Source organism: Paenibacillus dendritiformis, from assembly GCF_021654795.1.
Lineage (GTDB): Bacteria > Bacillota > Bacilli > Paenibacillales > Paenibacillaceae > Paenibacillus_B.
In genome coordinates this window covers 6,369,633-6,387,500 of the sequence record NZ_AP025344.1, presented here as the reverse complement: position 1 = coordinate 6,387,500, position 17,868 = coordinate 6,369,633, and the positions used below count along the sequence as shown (strand labels likewise).

17 protein-coding genes and 1 pseudogene are annotated in these 17,868 nt (G+C 56.2%); all 18 read right to left on the bottom strand.

The features are described from left to right. Positions 1-130 precede the first annotated feature (130 nt). Positions 131-1,639 carry a lysine--tRNA ligase gene (gene lysS, locus L6439_RS28390; RefSeq protein WP_168182791.1) on the bottom strand — a complete coding sequence of 503 codons (1,509 nt, stop codon included), beginning with the start codon at positions 1,637-1,639 and terminating at the stop codon, positions 131-133. Between the two features lie 262 nt (positions 1,640-1,901). Beyond that, entirely contained in the window at positions 1,902-2,378 is a 477-nt protein-coding gene (greA, locus tag L6439_RS28385; RefSeq protein WP_168182792.1) for a transcription elongation factor GreA, read from the bottom strand. Between the two features lie 373 nt (positions 2,379-2,751). Next, a complete protein-coding gene (dusB, locus tag L6439_RS28380) occupies positions 2,752-3,744 on the bottom strand; it encodes a tRNA dihydrouridine synthase DusB (RefSeq protein WP_168182793.1) in 993 nt (330 codons plus the stop codon). Positions 3,745-3,838: 94 nt separating this feature from the next. Further along, positions 3,839-4,000, bottom strand: a complete 162-nt coding sequence (locus L6439_RS28375) for a helix-turn-helix domain-containing protein (RefSeq protein ID WP_306434377.1) — start codon at positions 3,998-4,000, stop codon at positions 3,839-3,841. 5 nt (positions 4,001-4,005) lie between these two features. Then, on the bottom strand, positions 4,006-4,545 hold the full coding sequence (folK, locus tag L6439_RS28370) for a 2-amino-4-hydroxy-6-hydroxymethyldihydropteridine diphosphokinase (RefSeq protein ID WP_168182796.1): 540 nt from the start codon (positions 4,543-4,545) through the stop codon (positions 4,006-4,008). Further along, positions 4,538-4,948, bottom strand: a complete 411-nt coding sequence (folB, locus tag L6439_RS28365; RefSeq protein ID WP_168182797.1) for a dihydroneopterin aldolase — start codon at positions 4,946-4,948, stop codon at positions 4,538-4,540. Before folB ends, folK begins: the two co-directional genes overlap by 8 nt. Positions 4,949-4,987: 39 nt before the next feature. Next, complete coding sequence (gene folP, locus L6439_RS28360; protein ID WP_168182798.1) at positions 4,988-5,827, bottom strand: dihydropteroate synthase; 840 nt, start codon at positions 5,825-5,827, stop codon at positions 4,988-4,990. 269 nt (positions 5,828-6,096) lie between these two features. After that, complete coding sequence (locus L6439_RS28355) at positions 6,097-6,675, bottom strand: anthranilate synthase component II (RefSeq protein ID WP_168182800.1); 579 nt, start codon at positions 6,673-6,675, stop codon at positions 6,097-6,099. Further along, positions 6,659-7,231 (bottom strand): annotated as a pseudogene (locus tag L6439_RS28350) (chorismate-binding protein); the annotation flags it as partial. The pseudogene L6439_RS28350 and the gene L6439_RS28355, both read right to left, overlap by 17 nt. 178 nt (positions 7,232-7,409) lie before the next feature. Further along, positions 7,410-8,348: a cysteine synthase A gene (gene cysK / locus L6439_RS28345; protein WP_213471561.1), complete on the bottom strand. Its 939-nt coding sequence runs from the start codon at positions 8,346-8,348 to the stop codon at positions 7,410-7,412. 256 nt (positions 8,349-8,604) lie between these two features. Continuing rightward, a complete protein-coding gene (locus L6439_RS28340; protein ID WP_213471560.1) occupies positions 8,605-9,549 on the bottom strand; it encodes a SurA N-terminal domain-containing protein in 945 nt (314 codons plus the stop codon). A 154-nt stretch (positions 9,550-9,703) separates the two neighbouring features. Next, positions 9,704-10,624: an Hsp33 family molecular chaperone HslO gene (gene hslO / locus L6439_RS28335; protein WP_269155966.1), complete on the bottom strand. Its 921-nt coding sequence runs from the start codon at positions 10,622-10,624 to the stop codon at positions 9,704-9,706. Positions 10,625-10,675: 51 nt separating this feature from the next. Further along, a complete protein-coding gene (locus L6439_RS28330; RefSeq protein WP_168182805.1) occupies positions 10,676-11,449 on the bottom strand; it encodes a type III pantothenate kinase in 774 nt (257 codons plus the stop codon). Between the two features lie 3 nt (positions 11,450-11,452). Next, positions 11,453-12,298 carry a carboxylating nicotinate-nucleotide diphosphorylase gene (gene nadC, locus L6439_RS28325; RefSeq protein WP_213471564.1) on the bottom strand — a complete coding sequence of 282 codons (846 nt, stop codon included), beginning with the start codon at positions 12,296-12,298 and terminating at the stop codon, positions 11,453-11,455. A gap of 10 nt (positions 12,299-12,308) precedes the next feature. Further along, complete coding sequence (nadB, locus tag L6439_RS28320; protein ID WP_213471559.1) at positions 12,309-13,934, bottom strand: L-aspartate oxidase; 1,626 nt, start codon at positions 13,932-13,934, stop codon at positions 12,309-12,311. 70 nt (positions 13,935-14,004) lie between these two features. Next, positions 14,005-14,943 (bottom strand): quinolinate synthase NadA, encoded by a 939-nt coding sequence (nadA, locus tag L6439_RS28315; protein ID WP_168182815.1) that lies wholly within the window; start codon positions 14,941-14,943, stop codon positions 14,005-14,007. Between the two features lie 160 nt (positions 14,944-15,103). Beyond that, positions 15,104-17,227 (bottom strand): ATP-dependent zinc metalloprotease FtsH, encoded by a 2,124-nt coding sequence (ftsH, locus tag L6439_RS28310; RefSeq protein ID WP_213471558.1) that lies wholly within the window; start codon positions 17,225-17,227, stop codon positions 15,104-15,106. Between the two features lie 89 nt (positions 17,228-17,316). Continuing rightward, a complete protein-coding gene (gene hpt / locus L6439_RS28305; RefSeq protein ID WP_168182808.1) occupies positions 17,317-17,865 on the bottom strand; it encodes a hypoxanthine phosphoribosyltransferase in 549 nt (182 codons plus the stop codon). Positions 17,866-17,868 lie beyond the last annotated feature (3 nt).

The window sequence follows — 17,868 nt, the reverse complement described above, 5'->3', positions numbered from 1 at the left end:
GACCCCAAACATAGCAAACCCGTTACCATATGTGAATTTCCATGTGCGGTATCTTTTCAAAAAGCTGAAGGTGATTTGACGAAAAAAGACCGGCCCCCTGCCAAGGACCGGTCTCTATAGACGTTCTATATTACGAATTGCCGCGATCGCGCATATGCGGGAACAGCAGCACATCGCGAATGGAAGGCGAATCGGTCAGCAGCATAACGAGGCGGTCAACCCCGATGCCCAGTCCGCCTGTCGGCGGCATGCCGTATTCCAGAGCCCGGATGAAGTCGTCATCCATCTCATGGGCTTCATCGTTGCCATGCTCGCGCTCTTCCAGCTGTGCCTCGAAGCGCTGGCGCTGATCGATTGGATCGTTCAGCTCCGTGAACGCATTGGCATGCTCGCGGGCGACGATGAACAATTCGAAGCGATCCGTGAAGCGCGGATCATTCGCATTTTTCTTGGCCAACGGCGAGATTTCGACCGGATGCCCCGTAATGAAGGTCGGCTGGATCAGCGTCTCTTCCACGAAATGCTCAAAGAAGGCGTTCAAAATATGCCCGAACGTGAAGTGATTCTCTACCGGAACTTTGTGCTCCTTGGCCAAGGCATGCGCCTCTTCGTCGGTCATCTGCACCGAGAAATCGACACCGGTTACTTCCTTGACCGCGTCAACCATCGACAAGCGGCGCCATTGCGGAGTGAGATCAATCTCATGACCCTGATAACGGATCTGCATCGTGCCCAGCACTTCTTGCGCGATATGCGCGACCATGTTTTCCGTCAGGCGCATGATATCTTCATAATCCGCATACGCTTCATACAGTTCGATCATCGTAAATTCAGGGTTGTGGCGGGTAGAAATCCCTTCATTGCGGTAGACGCGTCCAATTTCATATACCTTCTCCAGGCCCCCAACAATGAGACGCTTCAAGTGCAGCTCAATCGCAATCCGCATGTACAGCGTCATATCAAGCGCATTATGATGCGTGATGAACGGCCGCGCCGCCGCACCGCCCGCGATCGCATGCAGCGTCGGCGTCTCCACTTCCAAGTAACCGAGCGAATCCAAATAGCGGCGCATTGATTGAATAATGCGGGAGCGCGCGATAAAGGTCTGCTGCACGTCCGGATTCATGATAAGATCGACATAGCGCTGGCGGTAGCGCAGTTCCACGTCCTTCAAGCCGTGATATTTCTCCGGCAGCGGATAGAGCGACTTGGACAGCACCTCCAGATCCGTTACCTTTACCGACAACTCGCCGGTCTTGGTCTTGAATACCTTGCCGCTCACCCCGATAATATCGCCAAGATCCAGCATCGTGAACGCCTCATACTTCTCCGCTGGCACCGTATCCTGACGAACATAAATCTGCAGGCGGCCGCTCAGATCCTGAATATGGGCGAAGCTGGCCTTGCCCATCTCCCGCTTGGCCATAATGCGTCCGGCGAGACTGACGACAGCGCCTTCCGTCTCCAGCTCTTCCTTCGTCATCCCGTTATATTTATCCAATACAGCCTTGGCTGTATGCGTGCGGCTATATTTGGCGCCGAACGGATCGATGCCGAGCTTCCGCAGCTCGTCCAACTTGTTGCGGCGAATCTGTAGCAATTCGCTTAATTCGGTCTCTTGATTGACGACATCCGTCATACTTTTCACTCCTTCTATTGCTCCGCCTGTCCGGTTGGCATCGGCCCGTTGCGGATCATTCCATACCGTTATCATAACACGACAAGGACGCCGGGATATAGTCAATGATTGTCAAGCGCCGGATAGTCCCCCGCAATCTGCGCGTCACGATGAGAAAAAAGCTTCCCTAAAAGGAAGCTTTCATCCGTTATGTCACCATGCCGCCGGCCACCTACGCTATGCTTGCCGGCAGGCCAGCCATCTCTCTCGACAATGTCTCAGTTTAGCGCTTGATATCGACGATTTTGTATTGGATTACGCCTGCAGGCACGCTGACGTCAACGACAGTGCCCTTGGCTTTCCCCAAAATCGCCTTGCCTACCGGGCTCTCATTCGAAATCCGGTTCTTCAACGGATCGGATTCCGCCGTACCGACAATGGTATACTCCATCGTATCCCCGAACTCGAGATCCTTTACGATGACGGTGGAACCGATGCTCACGATATCCGTATCGATCTCGTCGTTGTTGATGATGCGGGCATTACGAAGCATTTTTTCCAATGTAATGATACGACCTTCAATGAATGCCTGTTCGTTCTTCGCGTCTTCATACTCGGAGTTCTCGCTGATATCCCCGTAGCCAATCGCTATCTTGATTCGTTCCGCCACCTCACGGCGTTTAACGGATTTGAGATTATCGAGTTCTTCCTCGAGCTTCTTCAGACCCTCCTGGGTCAGAATGACTTCTTTATCACTCATCTTACCGATTCTCCTGTCATGATCATTATTTTCGCATGCGAGCTTCGGCCGCTCTCGCAGTGGGCGGCGGCTTAACGATGCGAATGCCTTAATCTCATCATATGGCGCCACGGCCACATGATGCCCCCTTCGCGCAGGCTTGTTCCAGATTCCCAATAGATGCATGGGCACGCATCAGCCCGTAGCTAATTTTCTATTGTTGAATTATATGGGATGATTTTGTAAAAGTCAATGAGACGCCCCACTGACGTGAAAACGCTTTGATGCAGGTCCTGTCTTGAACCAGGCGGCAAACCGCCGCAGCAATACCTTCCCACCTCTTCCAATATTGACAAAAATCAGCAGGGCATCGTGCCCTGCTGCATTCCTTCATCTAGTTGATCATACTTTCTTTGGCTTCGATGCCGGCGACATAATCCTCCAGCAGCCGGACCATCTCGTCCCGCCGCGTCTCTTCCATCACCTTGTCCTTGACGCGAGCCGCCCCCGGCAGCCCCTTCAAGTACCAGGCCAGATGCTTGCGCATTTCCCGGACCGCCACCTTCTCGCCCTTCAACGCAATCAAGCGATCCATATGGATAATCGCAATGCGCACCTTCTCCTCCGGCGCCGGATCCGGAAGAAGCTTCCCGGTCGTCAAATATTCGACGGTCCGGTACAGCATCCACGGGTTGCCCAAGGCCCCGCGGCCGATCATAACGCCGTCGCATCCCGTCTCATCAAGCATGCGGCGCGCGTCTTCCGGCGTCGCCACGTCGCCGTTCCCAATCACCGGAATCGAGACCGCCTCTTTGACTTGGCGAATGTAGCTCCAATCCGCTTTGCCGGTGTATAATTGCTCCCGCGTGCGGCCATGGACGCTGACCGCCTGACCGCCTGCGCGTTCGACCGCCTTCGCGTTGTCCACGACATAAATATGCTCGTCATCCCAACCAATTCGCATCTTGACGGTAACCGGCTTATCCACGGCATCGACAACCGCCGACACCATCTCGTAAATCTTGTTCGGATCGAGCAGCCAACGGGCGCCCGCATCGCATTTCGTCACTTTCGGAACGGGACAACCCATATTGATGTCGATAATATCCGCGTTCGACTCTTTATCTACAATTTTGGCCGCTTCCACCAGCGATTTGCGGTCTCCCCCGAAAATCTGCAGACTGAGCGGCTTCTCCCGATCGTCGACATACAGCATTTCTCTCGTCCGCTCATTGCCATGGACGAGCGCTTTGTCGCTGACCATCTCCGCGCAGACGAGGCCGCAGCCGAATTCCTTCGCGATCAGCCGGAACGCCGGATTGCAGACGCCGGCCATCGGGGCCAGCACGACTTGATTTTTCATTTCAATGTTGGCGATTTTCAACACATCGACCACTCTCCTTTCTCTCGTTGTTCTATCGAGTCCACCGTCTCCCGTCAGGAGCCGGGTATTATGTTAACGGCAATGCCAGGATTTCATTTTACCGGAAAGAAGGATCAGATGCCAGTTCCTCTTGCGTTACGCCGAGTTCCCCGGCAATGCGCCCCGTCGTCGCTTCATCCAGTGTCCGCCGTCCCCGCTCGATCTCGCCCAGCACGGATACCGACATGCCCAGCCGGTGAGCCAGTTGCTGCTGGGTCAAGCCTCTTAATTTCCGGAAGGCGCGGATTCGTCGGGCCAACTGAAGCGTGTCCACTTTCGAATATCTTCCTTCCCATCCAGTGTTCCCAGGGCGCGGTGAACGAATGCGTGCAGCCGGCTATGTTCCGGAGGCACGATGTCTGCAAGCGGTACGAGCACGAACAGCCGCTCTCCCATCCGCGGGTGAGGCAGCGTCAATTCCGGCGAGTCCATCTCGAATCCTTCCATATATAACAGATCCAGATCAATGACGCGGGGTCCCCAGCGGACATCGCGAACCCGGCCCATCGCCAGCTCGGTATCCAGCATGACGCGCAGCAGTTCCTGCGGCGCCAGCGCAGCGGCCAATCGGGCCGTCATATTCAAAAATTGGGGCTGGTCCGAATACCCGACCGGCTCCGTCTCATAAATGTCCGAGCATGCGGCCACGCGAATCGCGGGATGGGCATCCAGCTTCGCCAGCGCCTCCCGCAGAGAGCGCTCCCGATCGCCAAGGTTGGCTCCGAGCGCAATATAGGCCACAGCTTCCCGCTTCATCTCATTCATCGGTAGCCTCCCATTGACGGCGGCTCTCTTCCCGAGCCCGCGTAATGTCTATCGTCACGCCCTGGAAATGAATATCGAACGGCGGGTGGGGCTTCGTTACCCGTACATGAGCCTCATGAATCGCAGGGTAGCCCTCCAGCAGCGTCTCGGCAATCCGCTCGGCCAACGCCTCCACGAGCAGGTACGACTGCTCCTCGACAATCGATTTGACGGAATAGAACACTTCGGCATAATTAATGGAATCCTCCAGCTTATCCGATTGCCCCGCCTTCTGCAAATCGATCTGCAAATCGAGATCGACGATCCAGCGCTGCCCTAAAGCCCGTTCCTCCGCGAACACCCCATGCTTTCCGAAAAACTCCATTCGATGGAGCTGCATCCGATCCGGCTTCACGACTCTCATCGTCTTCCGCTCCTTCCTTTCCTTGAATAGCCGCCTGTGTCAGCGGTACAGCACCGCGTCGCACATCCGCGCCGTCCGCGCGATCGACGCGACATCATGGACGCGCACGATCTGGCAACCCTGCGCTATGCCGAGCGCCACCGTCGCCGCCGTTCCTTCCACCACATCGTCGATCGGCAGCTGCAGCGTATCCCGGATGAATTTCTTGCGGGACGTGCCGAGCAATACCGGATATCCTAACGCGCACAGCTCGTCGAGATGGCTCATCAGGACAAGGTTGTCCTCCCCGGTCTTGGCGAAGCCGATTCCGGGATCGAGCCAAATCTGATCGTCCTTCACTCCTGCCGCTATGGCCAGCTCCACGCTTTCGAGCAAGTCGGCCTTCACCTCTTCGACGAACCGCTCATATCGCCGTTCCGGCCGGTTATGCATCAAGATGAGAGGACATCCATAGCGGGCGGCGACATGCGCCATCTCCGGTTCCTTCTTGCAGCCCCAGATATCATTAATAATATGGGCTCCAGCCTCCAGTGCTTGCCGGGCCACCTCCGCCTTATAGGTGTCCACCGAGATTGGCGCCTGCGGGAGCTCCCGACGGAGCGCCTCGATGACCGGCATCACCCGCTCCAACTCTTCCTCCTGCCCCACGGGCTGATGGCCCGGACGAGTCGACTCCCCGCCGATATCGATAATATCGGCGCCCGCTTCCAGCATCTCTTCCGCGTGCCGCAAAGCCGCATCCACGCGGTTGTACCGCCCGCCGTCCGAGAAGGAATCCGGGGTCACATTCAATATACCCATAATTAAGGTGCGCTGACCGAGGGTCAGGGCACCGTTCGCCCAACGATAAGTTCGTTGCCGCCATGTCGGCTGCAGCATGTTCAACATCTCCGATCTGTCACAAGCTCTTATTCAGATAGGTTAAAGTCAATAGCAGGCCTCCAACGCCCCGTCCTGCATTCGAAGACTGTCAAGATTGTTTCTCCATCAGGGAGCGGAAAGCCCCCAGCAGTCCGCGGGTGAAGCTTCCGCTTCGTCCTCCGCTAACTTCTGGAACAGGCTCATACCGTACAAAAAGCCGTGGTCCATTACGGAAACCGCGGCTTGACCGCTCGGCACCAGATCTCCATTCCAACCGATGAAGCCCGTCATCGCGCCGGCGCCGCCATGCTCAAGAAATGGCGCAGCATCTGGTGGCCATGCTCGGAAATAATCGACTCCGGATGGAATTGAACGCCGACAATCGGATATTCCCGATGCTGAAGCCCCATAATTTCCCCTTCGGCCGTCTCCGCCGTAATCGCCAGGCAAGCCGGCAGACTCGCCCGATCGACGATAAGCGAATGATACCGGGTCGCCGTGAAGGGACTCGGCAAGCCGGCGAAGATCGACTGACCCTGATGAAGGATCGGCGACGTCTTCCCATGCATCAGCCGCCCGGCACGGATAACCTCGCCCCCAAAGGCTTGCCCGATGGCCTGATGGCCGAGACATACGCCCAGAATCGGGATCCTGCCCGCGAAATGCTCTATCACCTGCAATGTGATGCCCGCTTCATTCGGGGTGCATGGGCCGGGCGACAGCAGCAGATGATCCGGCTGCAGCCGTTCAATCCCCGCGAGATCGATCTCGTCATTGCGATAGACCTGCACCTCTTCGCCGAGTTCCCCCAAATATTGCACCAAGTTGTACGTAAACGAATCATAGTTATCAATAACCAGAATCATCCTGAACCGCTCCTCTCGCCTCATCTGCCTCTGCTTCCTTCTCTCCCGGCGGAATCGCATCCGCCAGAACGCTCTCGCTCAACTGCACTGCCTTCCATAATGCCTTGGCTTTGTTCAGACATTCGGCATATTCCCGTTCCGGTTCGGAATCGTCACAATGCCGGCCCCCGCCTGAATAGAGCCTATTTGGTCTTTCATCACCAGCGTACGAATATTAATATTTAATTCCAAATCGCCGTTATAGTCAATCCAACCGAACGATCCGGTATAGGGCGGCCTGCGGCGGACCGGTTCCAGCTCCTCGATAATTTCCATCGTCCGCACCTTCGGCGCGCCGGTGATCGTCCCGCCGGGGACTGCCGCCCGGATGACATCGAAGGCATCCTTGCCCTCTGCGTGCGTCTCGGGCACCTCCGAGACGAGATGCATCACATAGTAGTATGTCTTGATCACCATCAGTTCGTCCGCCCGCACCGAACCATAGGCCGCGATGCGGCCGAGGTCGTTGCCGAGCATAATATGCTCCGCGTCAGTCCTTCTCGTTGGTTCGAAGCTCGCTGATCTCATGCCTGTGACATGAATCTCCGGGATCGTTACCGTAAGTATAAACAAAGAGTCCCGGGAAGAAAAGGCTCCCTCGCATATCCAAAAAACCCCTCGCTCCCAGAAAGCGCGCGGGGCAATGAGCAACCCGCGTTCTCCTGAGGGGAGGGGATTTGCGATAGATGGATCTATTAATTCTCGAAGTTGAACAACGGCGTGCTCAAGTAACGCTCGCCATTGCTAGGCACCACGGCGATGACGCGCTTCCCTTCGCCCAGCTCGCGGGCGACCTGAAGAGCCGCATGAATGGCCGCTCCCGATGAGATGCCGCACAGAATGCCTTCCGACTTCGCTACCTGGCGGGCCACCTCGAACGCATCTTCATTGTCCACCGCAATGATCTGATCGTAGATGTCACGGTTCAGAATCTCCGGAATGAAGTTCGCCCCGATGCCTTGGATCTTATGCGGTCCCGGCTTGCCTCCCGACAGAAGCGGAGAAGCAGACGGTTCGACCGCAACGATGCGGATGCCCGGGAAGTTCTCCTTCAGCACTTCGCCGGTTCCCGAGATTGTTCCGCCGGTGCCGATTCCGGCCACGAATGCATCCAACTTGCCGTCCAGCGAACGAATCGCTTCGACAATCTCCGGCCCTGTCGTCTCCCGGTGCACCTTGACATTAGCTTTATTTTTGAACTGCTGCGGCATGAAATAAGAAGGATTCTCTTGAACAAGCTCCTCTGCCTTCCGCACGGCCCCGTTCATTCCTTCCGCGCCCGGGGTAAGCACAAGATCCGCTCCGTATGCGCGCAGCAGGTTGCGCCGTTCGATGCTCATCGTCTCCGGCATGACAAGAATGGCCTTGTAACCTTTGGCTGCCGCTACCATCGCCAGGCCGATTCCGGTGTTGCCGCTCGTTGGCTCGACGATCGTGTCGCCGGGCTTCAGCAAGCCTTCCTGCTCCGCCACTTCAATCATGCTGATTGCGATCCGGTCTTTCACGCTGGCTCCCGGATTCTGATATTCGAGCTTGACATAAATCTCGGCACTACCTTCCGGCACGATGCGGTTCAACCGTACCAGTGGAGTATTCCCAATCAATTCGGTTACATTATTGACGATTCTTGTCATAACGATGCCCTCCTGCCATTATTCAATATCACGGTCTTGCCGCGCGTACATCCGTAATTGCTCCATCAATTTCCGACTAAAGCACTAGGTTTTATTCCATCTTACCAATCCAACGCTATGTTGTCAATAGAGCGCATGAAGGGTATGCCAAAAAATTGAATCTTGGGCCGCAGGAAAAGCACCCGCGCTTGGATGACAAAAAGGGATAATCGCAAGGGCGGACGAATCCACTCGCTCTTGCGGTTACCCCTTTTATTTACCCGTTCGCGGACGCTGCAGCGACAACGACGGCATTATATTTTTTGCGAAGCGCCTCTTCCCATTCCTTCAGCGGGGGGGATTTGGACAGCGCCACATCGCGGCGGGCCCGCTCCTTGATCGCCGCTTCGCCCTCCGACCGCGCTTCACGCTTCCCGGTTACCGTGAGAATGGCGTATCCGTCGCTCACGGCAATCGGTTCCGAGATGTCGCCTACCTCCATCTCTCGCGCCGCTTCCAGCTCGGAAGGGGAGAAGAACGGATCGTTAGCATCGATCCATCCGAGACGGCCTTCCTGATAGGAGGAGAATTCATCGACCGACAACCTTCCTGCCAGGGAGGCGAAGGTCTCTCCGTCCTTCAGCTTCGCCAGCACGTCTTCCGCTTCCTCGCGGGTCGGGACGACGATATGAGCGAGCTGATAAGCATCGACAGCCTCGTATGCATCCCGGTGCTCCTTCAAATAACGGTCAAGCTCCTCCTCCGACACGTTCACGTTATGCGTCGCGATCTTCTCCAGCAGCAGCCGTTGGTGGATATCCTGCCGAATCTGCTCCGGACTCATACCGAGCTGGTCCGTCATCGCCTGAAAATATGCATCGGCGCTTTCATATCCCCGCATTTGCCGCTCAATCTCTTGCTCCACTTCTTTCTGGCTAACTTCAATGCCTAACGCTTGCCCTTCCTTCTCTGCCGCCCTGGCTGTCAACATTTGTTCCATTACCTGCGCGCCATACTGCCGCTCCAATTCCTCATACCATTCCTTGCGCGTTATCTTCTCCCCGGCGACGGTTGCCACAACCGTTGAGGAATCAGGGGAAGCACTCGCATCCGACGCCGCCGAAGGACGATCATGCTTGAAGATGAGCATGCCGGCGAGCACCAAGATGCAGACGCAAAGAATGAGGATGCAGCCCCATAAGCTTTTGACTTCTTTCGTCATATCGCTTGCTTCCCTTATCCCGTATTTCCGTGTTAGCCGTTCCTACCTCTGGCTCGCCCTATCGACCGACTCGGATGCGGGACCTCCATCCGGGCCCCATCGATCGATGCCGGGCTCGCCTCCGGCTCGTGCTCATCCATTGCGACTTGTCCGGCTAGGCTTGCTGCGCCTGTTCACGCAGTTGTTCCAGCTCTTCTCTTCCAAATGTGTACTTCTCGTTGCAAAAATGACAGACGACCTCCGCCTGGCCATCCTCTTCAATCATCGCCGTCAACTCGCCCTTGCCTACACTAATCAATGTCCGCTCCACCCGTTCCCGGGAGCATTGGCATTGGAAGCGGATCGGCATCCGTTCCAATACGTTCGCGTCACTGATAATCCAGATCACCAGTTCATCCAGCTCCATGCCTTGATCCAGCAGGGAGGTCACGGGAGGGAGAACACTAAGCGAATGCTCGATCTGATTGATCTGTTCTTCGGTCAGCCCAGGCAGCAATTGTACAATAAAGCCTCCCGCATGCAGGACCGAATTGTCGACGTCCACCAGCACTCCGAGACCTACGGCAGACGGGGTCTGCTCGGAGGTGGCGAAGTAATACGTGAAGTCCTCGGCCAATTCCCCGGAAATGATCGGGGAGCTGCCGCGATACGGCTCTTTCAGGCCCAGATCTTTGATGACATGGATGAAGCCGCTGCGTCCGACCGCTCCCGCCACGTCCAGCTTCCCCTGGGCGTTGCTGGCCAGATGCACCTGCGGATGCGTAACATAGCCGCGCACCTCCCCATGGGCGTTCGCATCGGCGACAATCTGTCCGATAGGTCCGTCCCCCTTGACCTGAACGGTCAATTTCTCATCGCCCTTCAGCATGGCGCCCATCATGGCGGCTGCGGTAACCGTGCGGCCAAGCGCAGCCGTCGCCGTCGGGTAGGTGCCATGGCGCCGCTGCAATTCATTGACCAGCCCGGTCGTGCGCACCGCGAAGATGCGGACCTTGCCGCCCAGTCCGGTGCCGCGAATCAGCATGTCCTGCATATTCTCCCTCTCTTCGGGTTGCTGTCCTAACATATCGTTCATGGGAGCCTCCTGTACTGTTCTTATTCTACGACGGGATAGACCGTCAAAGGGTTACAATTTGTTCCGATTATAAATAAGGCGCAAGCCTTCGAGCGTCAACAACGGGTTCGTCGTATCAATCGTCCGCGATTCGCTCGCAATAAGCTCCGCCATGCCGCCGGTGGCGATAACGGTAGGTTCGGCTCCAAGCTCATTGGTTATACGGTCCACGATGCCGTCCACCTGGCCGGCGTATCCGAAAATAATGCCGGCCTGCATGGAATGAACCGTATTGCGCCCAATCACCGACTTGGGCTTCGTCAATTCAATCCGCGGCAGCTTGGCCGCCCGCTGATACAGCGCTTCGGTAGACACGCCGATGCCCGGCACGATCGCGCCGCCGATATAGTTGCCCTTGACGTCGATGACATCGAATGTCGTCGCCGTCCCGAAGTCGACGACGACAAGCGGCTTCAAGCCGCCATACAATTCGATGGCCGCCACCGCGTTCACGATCCGGTCTGCCCCGACCTCGCGCGGATTCTCGATCCGGATATTGAGTCCGGTCTTGACGCCGGGTCCGACAATGAGCGGAGCCTTGTTCAAATATTTCTTGCACAGCATCTCCATCGTATGCATAATCGGCGGAACGACCGAAGATAGAATGACGCCTTCGATATCCGTCACCGACAGCTTCGTCATCGTGAACAGATTGTATATCATAACGCCGTATTCATCTGTCGTCGACTGCCGGCTCGTCGACAAGCGCCAGTTATGAAGCAGCTTGTCTCCCTCGTATACGCCCAGGACAATGTTGGTGTTCCCTATATCGATAACGAGTATCACGGCCTAACCTTCTTTCTTCTCATTCAAGTCGAGGCTGATATCCAAGGCCTGGAAAGAATAGGTCAACGCGCCGACCGACACGACGTCGACGCCGGTCAGCGCCTTGTCCCGTATCGTCTCCAGGGTGACGCCTCCCGATGCTTCGATAAGGACATGAGGCGCCGCTTCACGGATGAGGGCGACTGCCTCGCGCATCTGTCCCAGGTCCATATTGTCCAGCATAATAATGTCCGCCCCCGCACGCAGCGCTTCCTTCACCTGCTCTATCGCTTCCGCTTCGACCTCAATCTTCATCGTATACGGAATGTTGGCGCGGGCCCGGCTTACGGCCGCCTCGATCCCGCCGGCGCCCTTGATGTGGTTGTCCTTGATCATGACGGTATCATACAAGCCGAAGCGGTGATTGCTCCCTCCGCCCACACGAACCGCATATTTTTCCAGTGAACGGTGGCCCGGTGTCGTCTTGCGCGTATCGACCAGCTTCGTCTTCAAGCCTTCAATGGCTTGAACGAACTTATTCGTCTTCGTGGCAATCCCGGACAAGCGCTGCAGCAGGTTCAAGGCGAGCCGTTCCCCGCTCAAAATGCTGTGCGTGCTGCCTTCCACTTCCGCCAGGACGGTGCCGCGTGCAACCATGTCTCCATCTTCGACCTGGGCCTTGAACCTGAGCGAAGGATCCACGACCTCGAACACGGCCTCGGCTACCGGCAGCCCCGCGATCATGCCGTCTTCCTTCGCATGAATGAGGCCGCGGGACTCGTGTCCGGCCGGAATGGTGAAGGCCGTCGTGACATCGCCCGTTCCTATATCTTCTTGCAGCCACGCTTCCAACTGTCGGCGCAGCGTCATTCGTTCCAAGCTATACAATGCTCACTCGCTCCTCCGTCATTCCATATTCACGATGCAGCAGGGTATGCTTGCACCATCTCTCGTCATCCCGCTCGGGGAAATCCTCCCGCGCATGAGCGCCGCGGCTCTCTTCCCGCCACAAGGCGGATTCGGCGACCAGCATGGCGCAGATCAGCATATTGGCGAATTCATATTCCTCCCGCTTCGTCAGCCTCATCGCAAAGACAGCCGCCTGGCGGTTTAACTCTCCCAAGCCCTTCATCAGACCTTCCGCGTGGCGGCGAAGCCCGACATGCCGGACCATCACCTTCTGCAGCTTCAGCCGGCGCTCCACCATCGGCTGGATGCAGGGCTCATGATGATCCCGCTGAGATGAGGCATGGGGACAGGCCCCTGCCCGCGGTTCAAGCGCGGCAATCCGTTCCACGATTCGCTTCCCGTACACGATCGCTTCCGATAAAGAGTTGCTGGCCAGACGATTCGCCCCATGCACGCCGGTCGAGGACACTTCGCCGCAAGCGAACAGACGGCGGATATTGGTTTCTCCCCACAAATCCGTCTTGATGCCGCCCATCATGTAGTGGGCCGCCGGCGAGACCGGAATCCAGTCGCTCGTCAGATCCAGACCGTATTGCAGACAGGTGTCGTAAATCGTCGGAAAGCGATGCTTGACCATCTCCTCAGGCTCGTGGGTTATATCCAGGTAGACAAAGGTCGACTTGGTCGCTTCCATCTCGCTGACGATCGCCCGGGCTACCACGTCGCGCGGCGCAAGCTCCAGCTGAGGATGATATTTCTCCATGAAGCGCTCTCCCCGAATATTGCGCAAATAGGCGCCTTCGCCCCGCACCGCCTCCGAGATGAGAAAACGCGGCGCCCCCGGGTAGCTGAGCACCGTGGGATGGAATTGAATGAACTCCATATCCTGAATATAAGCTCCCGCGCGGTATGCCATAGCGATCCCGTCGCCTGTGGCGACCTCCGGGTTCGTCGTATATCGGTACAACTGTCCGGTCCCCCCGGAACAAATCACCGTAGCCTGGCCGCTGACGAACACGCGCTTGCCGTCCGCCCGCTGTACAATCGCCCCGCAGCATTCGTCTTCATCCGTAACGAGATCGATAACGAAATGCTCGTCCCAGATCGTGACCTGCTCCAACTGCTGAATTCGCTCTGCCAGGGCGCGCACAATCTCGTATCCGGTGGCATCCCCGTTCGCATGCAAAATGCGGCGATGGCTGTGCGCCCCTTCCCGCGTCAAGGCAATGGCGCCGTTCTCCTCATCGAAGGAGGCCCCCATCCGCATCAGTTCCTGGACGCCGGCCGGTCCTTCATGGACCAGCACATTGACTGCCTCGGGATCGCACAGGCCCGCCCCGGCAATCAACGTATCCTGACTGTGGTAAGCCGGGGAGTCATCGTCCGCGAACACGGCTGCAATCCCGCCCTGCGCATAACGCGTATTGCTGTCGAACAGCGACTTCTTCGTTATCATGAGCACCCGGTGTTCCCGGCTTGCCTGGATAGCGGTATAGAGGCCGGCAATACCGGCGCCAATCACAATGACGTCAGTATGAACTTGCTCCATATCTTCGAGTGCAAAGTCTATCAAGTAACGGGGAATCCGATTCGCCATTGTCTTCACAACCTCATAGATGGAATCTTATGCTTTGCCCTATTTGAACAGAAGAGTAGCGCATGCTACTCTACTTGACCTGTAACATGCGCTCCAAAGATAACCGTGCTTTCTCGGCAACCTGCGGCGGCACATAAATCTGCGGCTGCATCGTTTCGAGGCATTTCACGAGTTTTTTGAGATTATTTACCTTCATATTCGGACAGACGAGATACTTCGTCGCGAAGTGGAATCGCTTCTCCGGGCTGTCCTTCCGAAGCTGGTATCCGGTCCCGTCCTCTGTCCCTACAATAATATCGGCCGCATCCGACCGTTTGCAATAATCGATGATGGCGGTCGTGCTGCCGACGAAATCGCCCATGGCCACGACTTCCGGGCGGCATTCCGGATGCACGACGAACGGCGCGCCCGGATACTTCGCCTTCATCTCCATGACATCCTTCACGGTCAGCATATCGTGCGTATTGCAATAGCCTTCCCATTTGATCAGGGATCGGCCGGTCTGCTGCTCTACATAATGGCCCAGGTTCTTGTCGGGAACCCAGATGATCTCCTCCGCATCCAGCGAAGCGATGACCTTCACCGCATTGGAGGAAGTACAGCAAATATCGGTTTCCGCCTTAATCTCCGCGGAGGAATTGATATAGGTAACGACTTTGGCATTCGGATGCTCCGCCTTCAGCTTCCGTAGCCCGTCGACATTGACCATGTCGGCCATCGGACAGCCTGCCCGCTCATCGGGGATAATGACCGTTTTGTGGGGAGCCAATATTTTGGCGCTCTCCCCCATGAAGTGGACTCCGCAGAAGACGATAACGTCTGCGTCGGTCTCTGCGGCCTTCTGCGCCAGCAGAAAGGAATCTCCCCTGAAATCGGCGACTTCCTGAATCTCATCCCGTTGATAATAATGAGCTAATATGATGGCGTTGCGCTCTTTCTTCAACTGCATCAACCGTTCACGGAGCTCCTGCTTCTGCTCTTCCTTCCGTGCCAACGCCAGTGCTTCCAATGTCACCCTCCATCCACTCCTTGGCCTTGTCGTTAACCTATAATTTACACACCCCGACCCGCCGTGTCAATTCGGAATTCAGGCCCAGTTTCCCGTAAAAAAGAGCGTACCGGAAGGTACGCTCTTGCAAACGCCCGGAGGGCGGCCCATGTAAATGTGGTTATTGTTCGTCTTTCTTGTCATGCGGCGGCTCATCCTTGTCAGCAGGAGCCTTCGGCTCCTCGGATGCCGGTTCCGCCTTCGGCAGCTCGGTGGAGTCGCCGCGATTGTCAGCAGGAGAAGATTCGTTCGGAATATCGCCTGTCGGATGACCGGACGGTGAACCATCCCATTGCGTCGGCCCAAGCTTCTCCGGCTTGCCTACCAGATTCACCTTCACATCGCCCGTCGTCTCAATAACCGGCGTGCCGGCTTCCGGCGCGTCCGTCGATGCAGGTGTTCCCTCGCTCAGCTTGCCATTCTCGATAAGCTGTTTGATCTGCTCCAGCTCCAAGGTCTCGACCTCAAGAAGCGTATTCGCGATCAAGCTCACTTCGCGAGAGCGCTCGGTCAAGAGCTTCTTCGCGCGCTCATAGCATTCATTCATGATGCGCTGCATCTCTTGGTCGATCTCATAGGCAATCGCGTCGGAATAGTTCTGCTCGTGACCGAGGTCTCGGCCCAAGAACACTTCTCCTTGACGATTGCCGAACTGCATCGGTCCAAGCTTCTCGCTCATGCCGTATTCCATAATCATGCTGCGCACGATGCGGGTCGCCTGCTGGAAGTCGCTGTATGCGCCGGTGCCAATCTCGCCGATGAACAGTTCTTCGGCGACACGGCCCCCGAGCAATCCCGTGACTTTGTCCAGCAATTCCTGCTTCGTCACCAGCATGCGGTCTTCCTTCGGCAGCATGATGACGTAACCGCCGGCACGGCCGCGCGGAATGATGGTTACCTTGTGGACCATATCCGCATGCTCCAGGAAGTAGCCGATAATCGTATGTCCGGCTTCATGGAAAGCAACAATCCGCTTCTCGCGATCGCTGATCATGCGGCTGCGCTTCTCCGTTCCGACGATGACGCGGTCGATCGCCTCGTCTACGTCCGTCATCGTAATGTCTTTATGATTTTTGCGGGCTGCCAGCAGCGCCGCCTCATTGAGCAAGTTCTCCAAGTCGGCGCCGGTGAAGCCCGTCGTCCGCTTGGCGATCGTATCGAGGTTCACGTTTTTGTTCAACGGCTTATTGCGGGCGTGCACCTTCAGCACCGCCTCGCGGCCCTTCACATCCGGGCGGTCAACCGTAATCTGGCGGTCAAAGCGTCCAGGACGGAGCAATGCCGGGTCCAGAATATCCGGACGGTTCGTCGCCGCGATAATGATGATGCCTTCGTTGGCTCCGAAGCCATCCATCTCGACCAGCAACTGGTTGAGCGTCTGCTCCCGTTCGTCATGGCCGCCACCTAGTCCGGCGCCCCGTTGACGGCCGACAGCATCGATCTCGTCAATGAAAATGATACATGGCGCATTCTTCTTCGCATTCTCGAACAGGTCGCGGACCCGGGATGCGCCGACACCGACGAACATTTCCACGAAGTCGGATCCGGAGATGCTGAAGAACGGTACGCCTGCTTCCCCTGCCACGGCACGGGCCAGCAATGTCTTACCGGTACCCGGAGGGCCGTTGAGCAGCACGCCCTTCGGAATGCGGGCGCCAAGGGCTGCGAACTTGCGCGGATCCTTGAGGAACTCGACAACCTCTACCAGCTCCTGCTTCTCTTCATCCGCACCCGCGACGTCTTCAAAGGTGACGCGTTTCTTCTCTTCATTATACAAGCGTGCGCGGCTCTTGCCGAAGTTCATTACCTTGCCGCCGCCGCCCTGCGCTTGGTTAAAGAAGAAGAAGAACAGGATGAACATAATGATAAATGGAATAATCGACGTCAGAAACGTCAGCCAGAGGCTTTGTTCCTCCATCTTTTTCCAACTAATCTTCAGTGACTGCTGATTATCCCCTGCATTCATTATCTCTTCGACGGCCGGATTGCTATCCGGAATATACGTTACGAACTGCTGGGATTTCGCCCCTTCTGGAATCTTGTTATATTTACCGATGACCAAATAAGCCCGACCTTCATACTGAACCGTCATTTCTTGTATATTGTTAGCCGAAAGCTCTTTACGGAACTGGTCATAACTCGGCGTGTCCGTGGCTTCATTGCCGTTGCCGATGAACTGGACAAATCCTACCACGACCAAAAAAAGAATCAGATAAAAACCAGAATTCTTGATGAACCGATTCATCCCCAACCTCCTCTCAAGGACACGAAATTATTGTATCATAGCACGTAATGCCATCACAACTTGACCAGCAAGCGTGTAAGGCGTGTGTCTTACTTGGCTTCATTCGAGTAGATCGTTGGCTTCAACACGCCTATATATGGAAGGTTGCGGTAACGTTCGGCATAATCCAAGCCATAGCCGACGATGAATTCGTCGGGAAGCACGAATCCTTTGTAGTCCGCTTCCAGATTAACGGTGCGGCGCGCCGGCTTATCGAACAGCGTCACGAGGCGAATCGAATTCGCCTTGCGGCCTTGAAGCACCTCAATCAGGTAGCTGAGCGTCAAGCCAGTATCTATAATGTCTTCAACAATGAGCACATCCCGGCCTTCTACGGATACATCCAAATCTTTGATAATCCGGACGACACCGGAAGACTTCGTGGAAGCTCCATAGCTGGATACCGCCATGAAATCCAATTCCAACGGTACGGTAATTCGCTTGACCAGATCCGCCATGAAGACGAATGCGCCTTTGAGGACACAGATGACCAGCGGGCATTTCCCTTCATACTCGCGGCTAATCTGAGCACCCAGCTCCTGGACCTTCGCCTGAATTTGCTCCTCGCTGATAATTACCTTTTCAATGTCGTTATACAATGA

Bases quoted from the DNA above. Each gene is read 5' to 3' on its own strand.
- lysS (WP_168182791.1), bottom strand. From the start codon at position 1,639: ATGACGGATGTCGTCAATCAAGAGACCGAATTAAGCGAATTGCTACAG.
- greA (WP_168182792.1), bottom strand. From the start codon at position 2,378: ATGAGTGATAAAGAAGTCATTCTGACCCAGGAGGGTCTGAAGAAGCTC.
- folK (WP_168182796.1), bottom strand. From the start codon at position 4,545: ATGAATGAGATGAAGCGGGAAGCTGTGGCCTATATTGCGCTCGGAGCC.
- folB (WP_168182797.1), bottom strand. From the start codon at position 4,948: ATGAGAGTCGTGAAGCCGGATCGGATGCAGCTCCATCGAATGGAGTTT.
- folP (WP_168182798.1), bottom strand. From the start codon at position 5,827: ATGCTGCAGCCGACATGGCGGCAACGAACTTATCGTTGGGCGAACGGT.
- L6439_RS28355 (WP_168182800.1), bottom strand. From the start codon at position 6,675: ATGATTCTGGTTATTGATAACTATGATTCGTTTACGTACAACTTGGTG.
- cysK (WP_213471561.1), bottom strand. From the start codon at position 8,348: ATGACAAGAATCGTCAATAATGTAACCGAATTGATTGGGAATACTCCA.
- L6439_RS28340 (WP_213471560.1), bottom strand. From the start codon at position 9,549: ATGACGAAAGAAGTCAAAAGCTTATGGGGCTGCATCCTCATTCTTTGC.
- hslO (WP_269155966.1), bottom strand. From the start codon at position 10,624: ATGAACGATATGTTAGGACAGCAACCCGAAGAGAGGGAGAATATGCAG.
- nadC (WP_213471564.1), bottom strand. From the start codon at position 12,298: ATGACGCTGCGCCGACAGTTGGAAGCGTGGCTGCAAGAAGATATAGGA.
- nadB (WP_213471559.1), bottom strand. From the start codon at position 13,934: ATGGCGAATCGGATTCCCCGTTACTTGATAGACTTTGCACTCGAAGAT.
- ftsH (WP_213471558.1), bottom strand. From the start codon at position 17,227: ATGAATCGGTTCATCAAGAATTCTGGTTTTTATCTGATTCTTTTTTTG.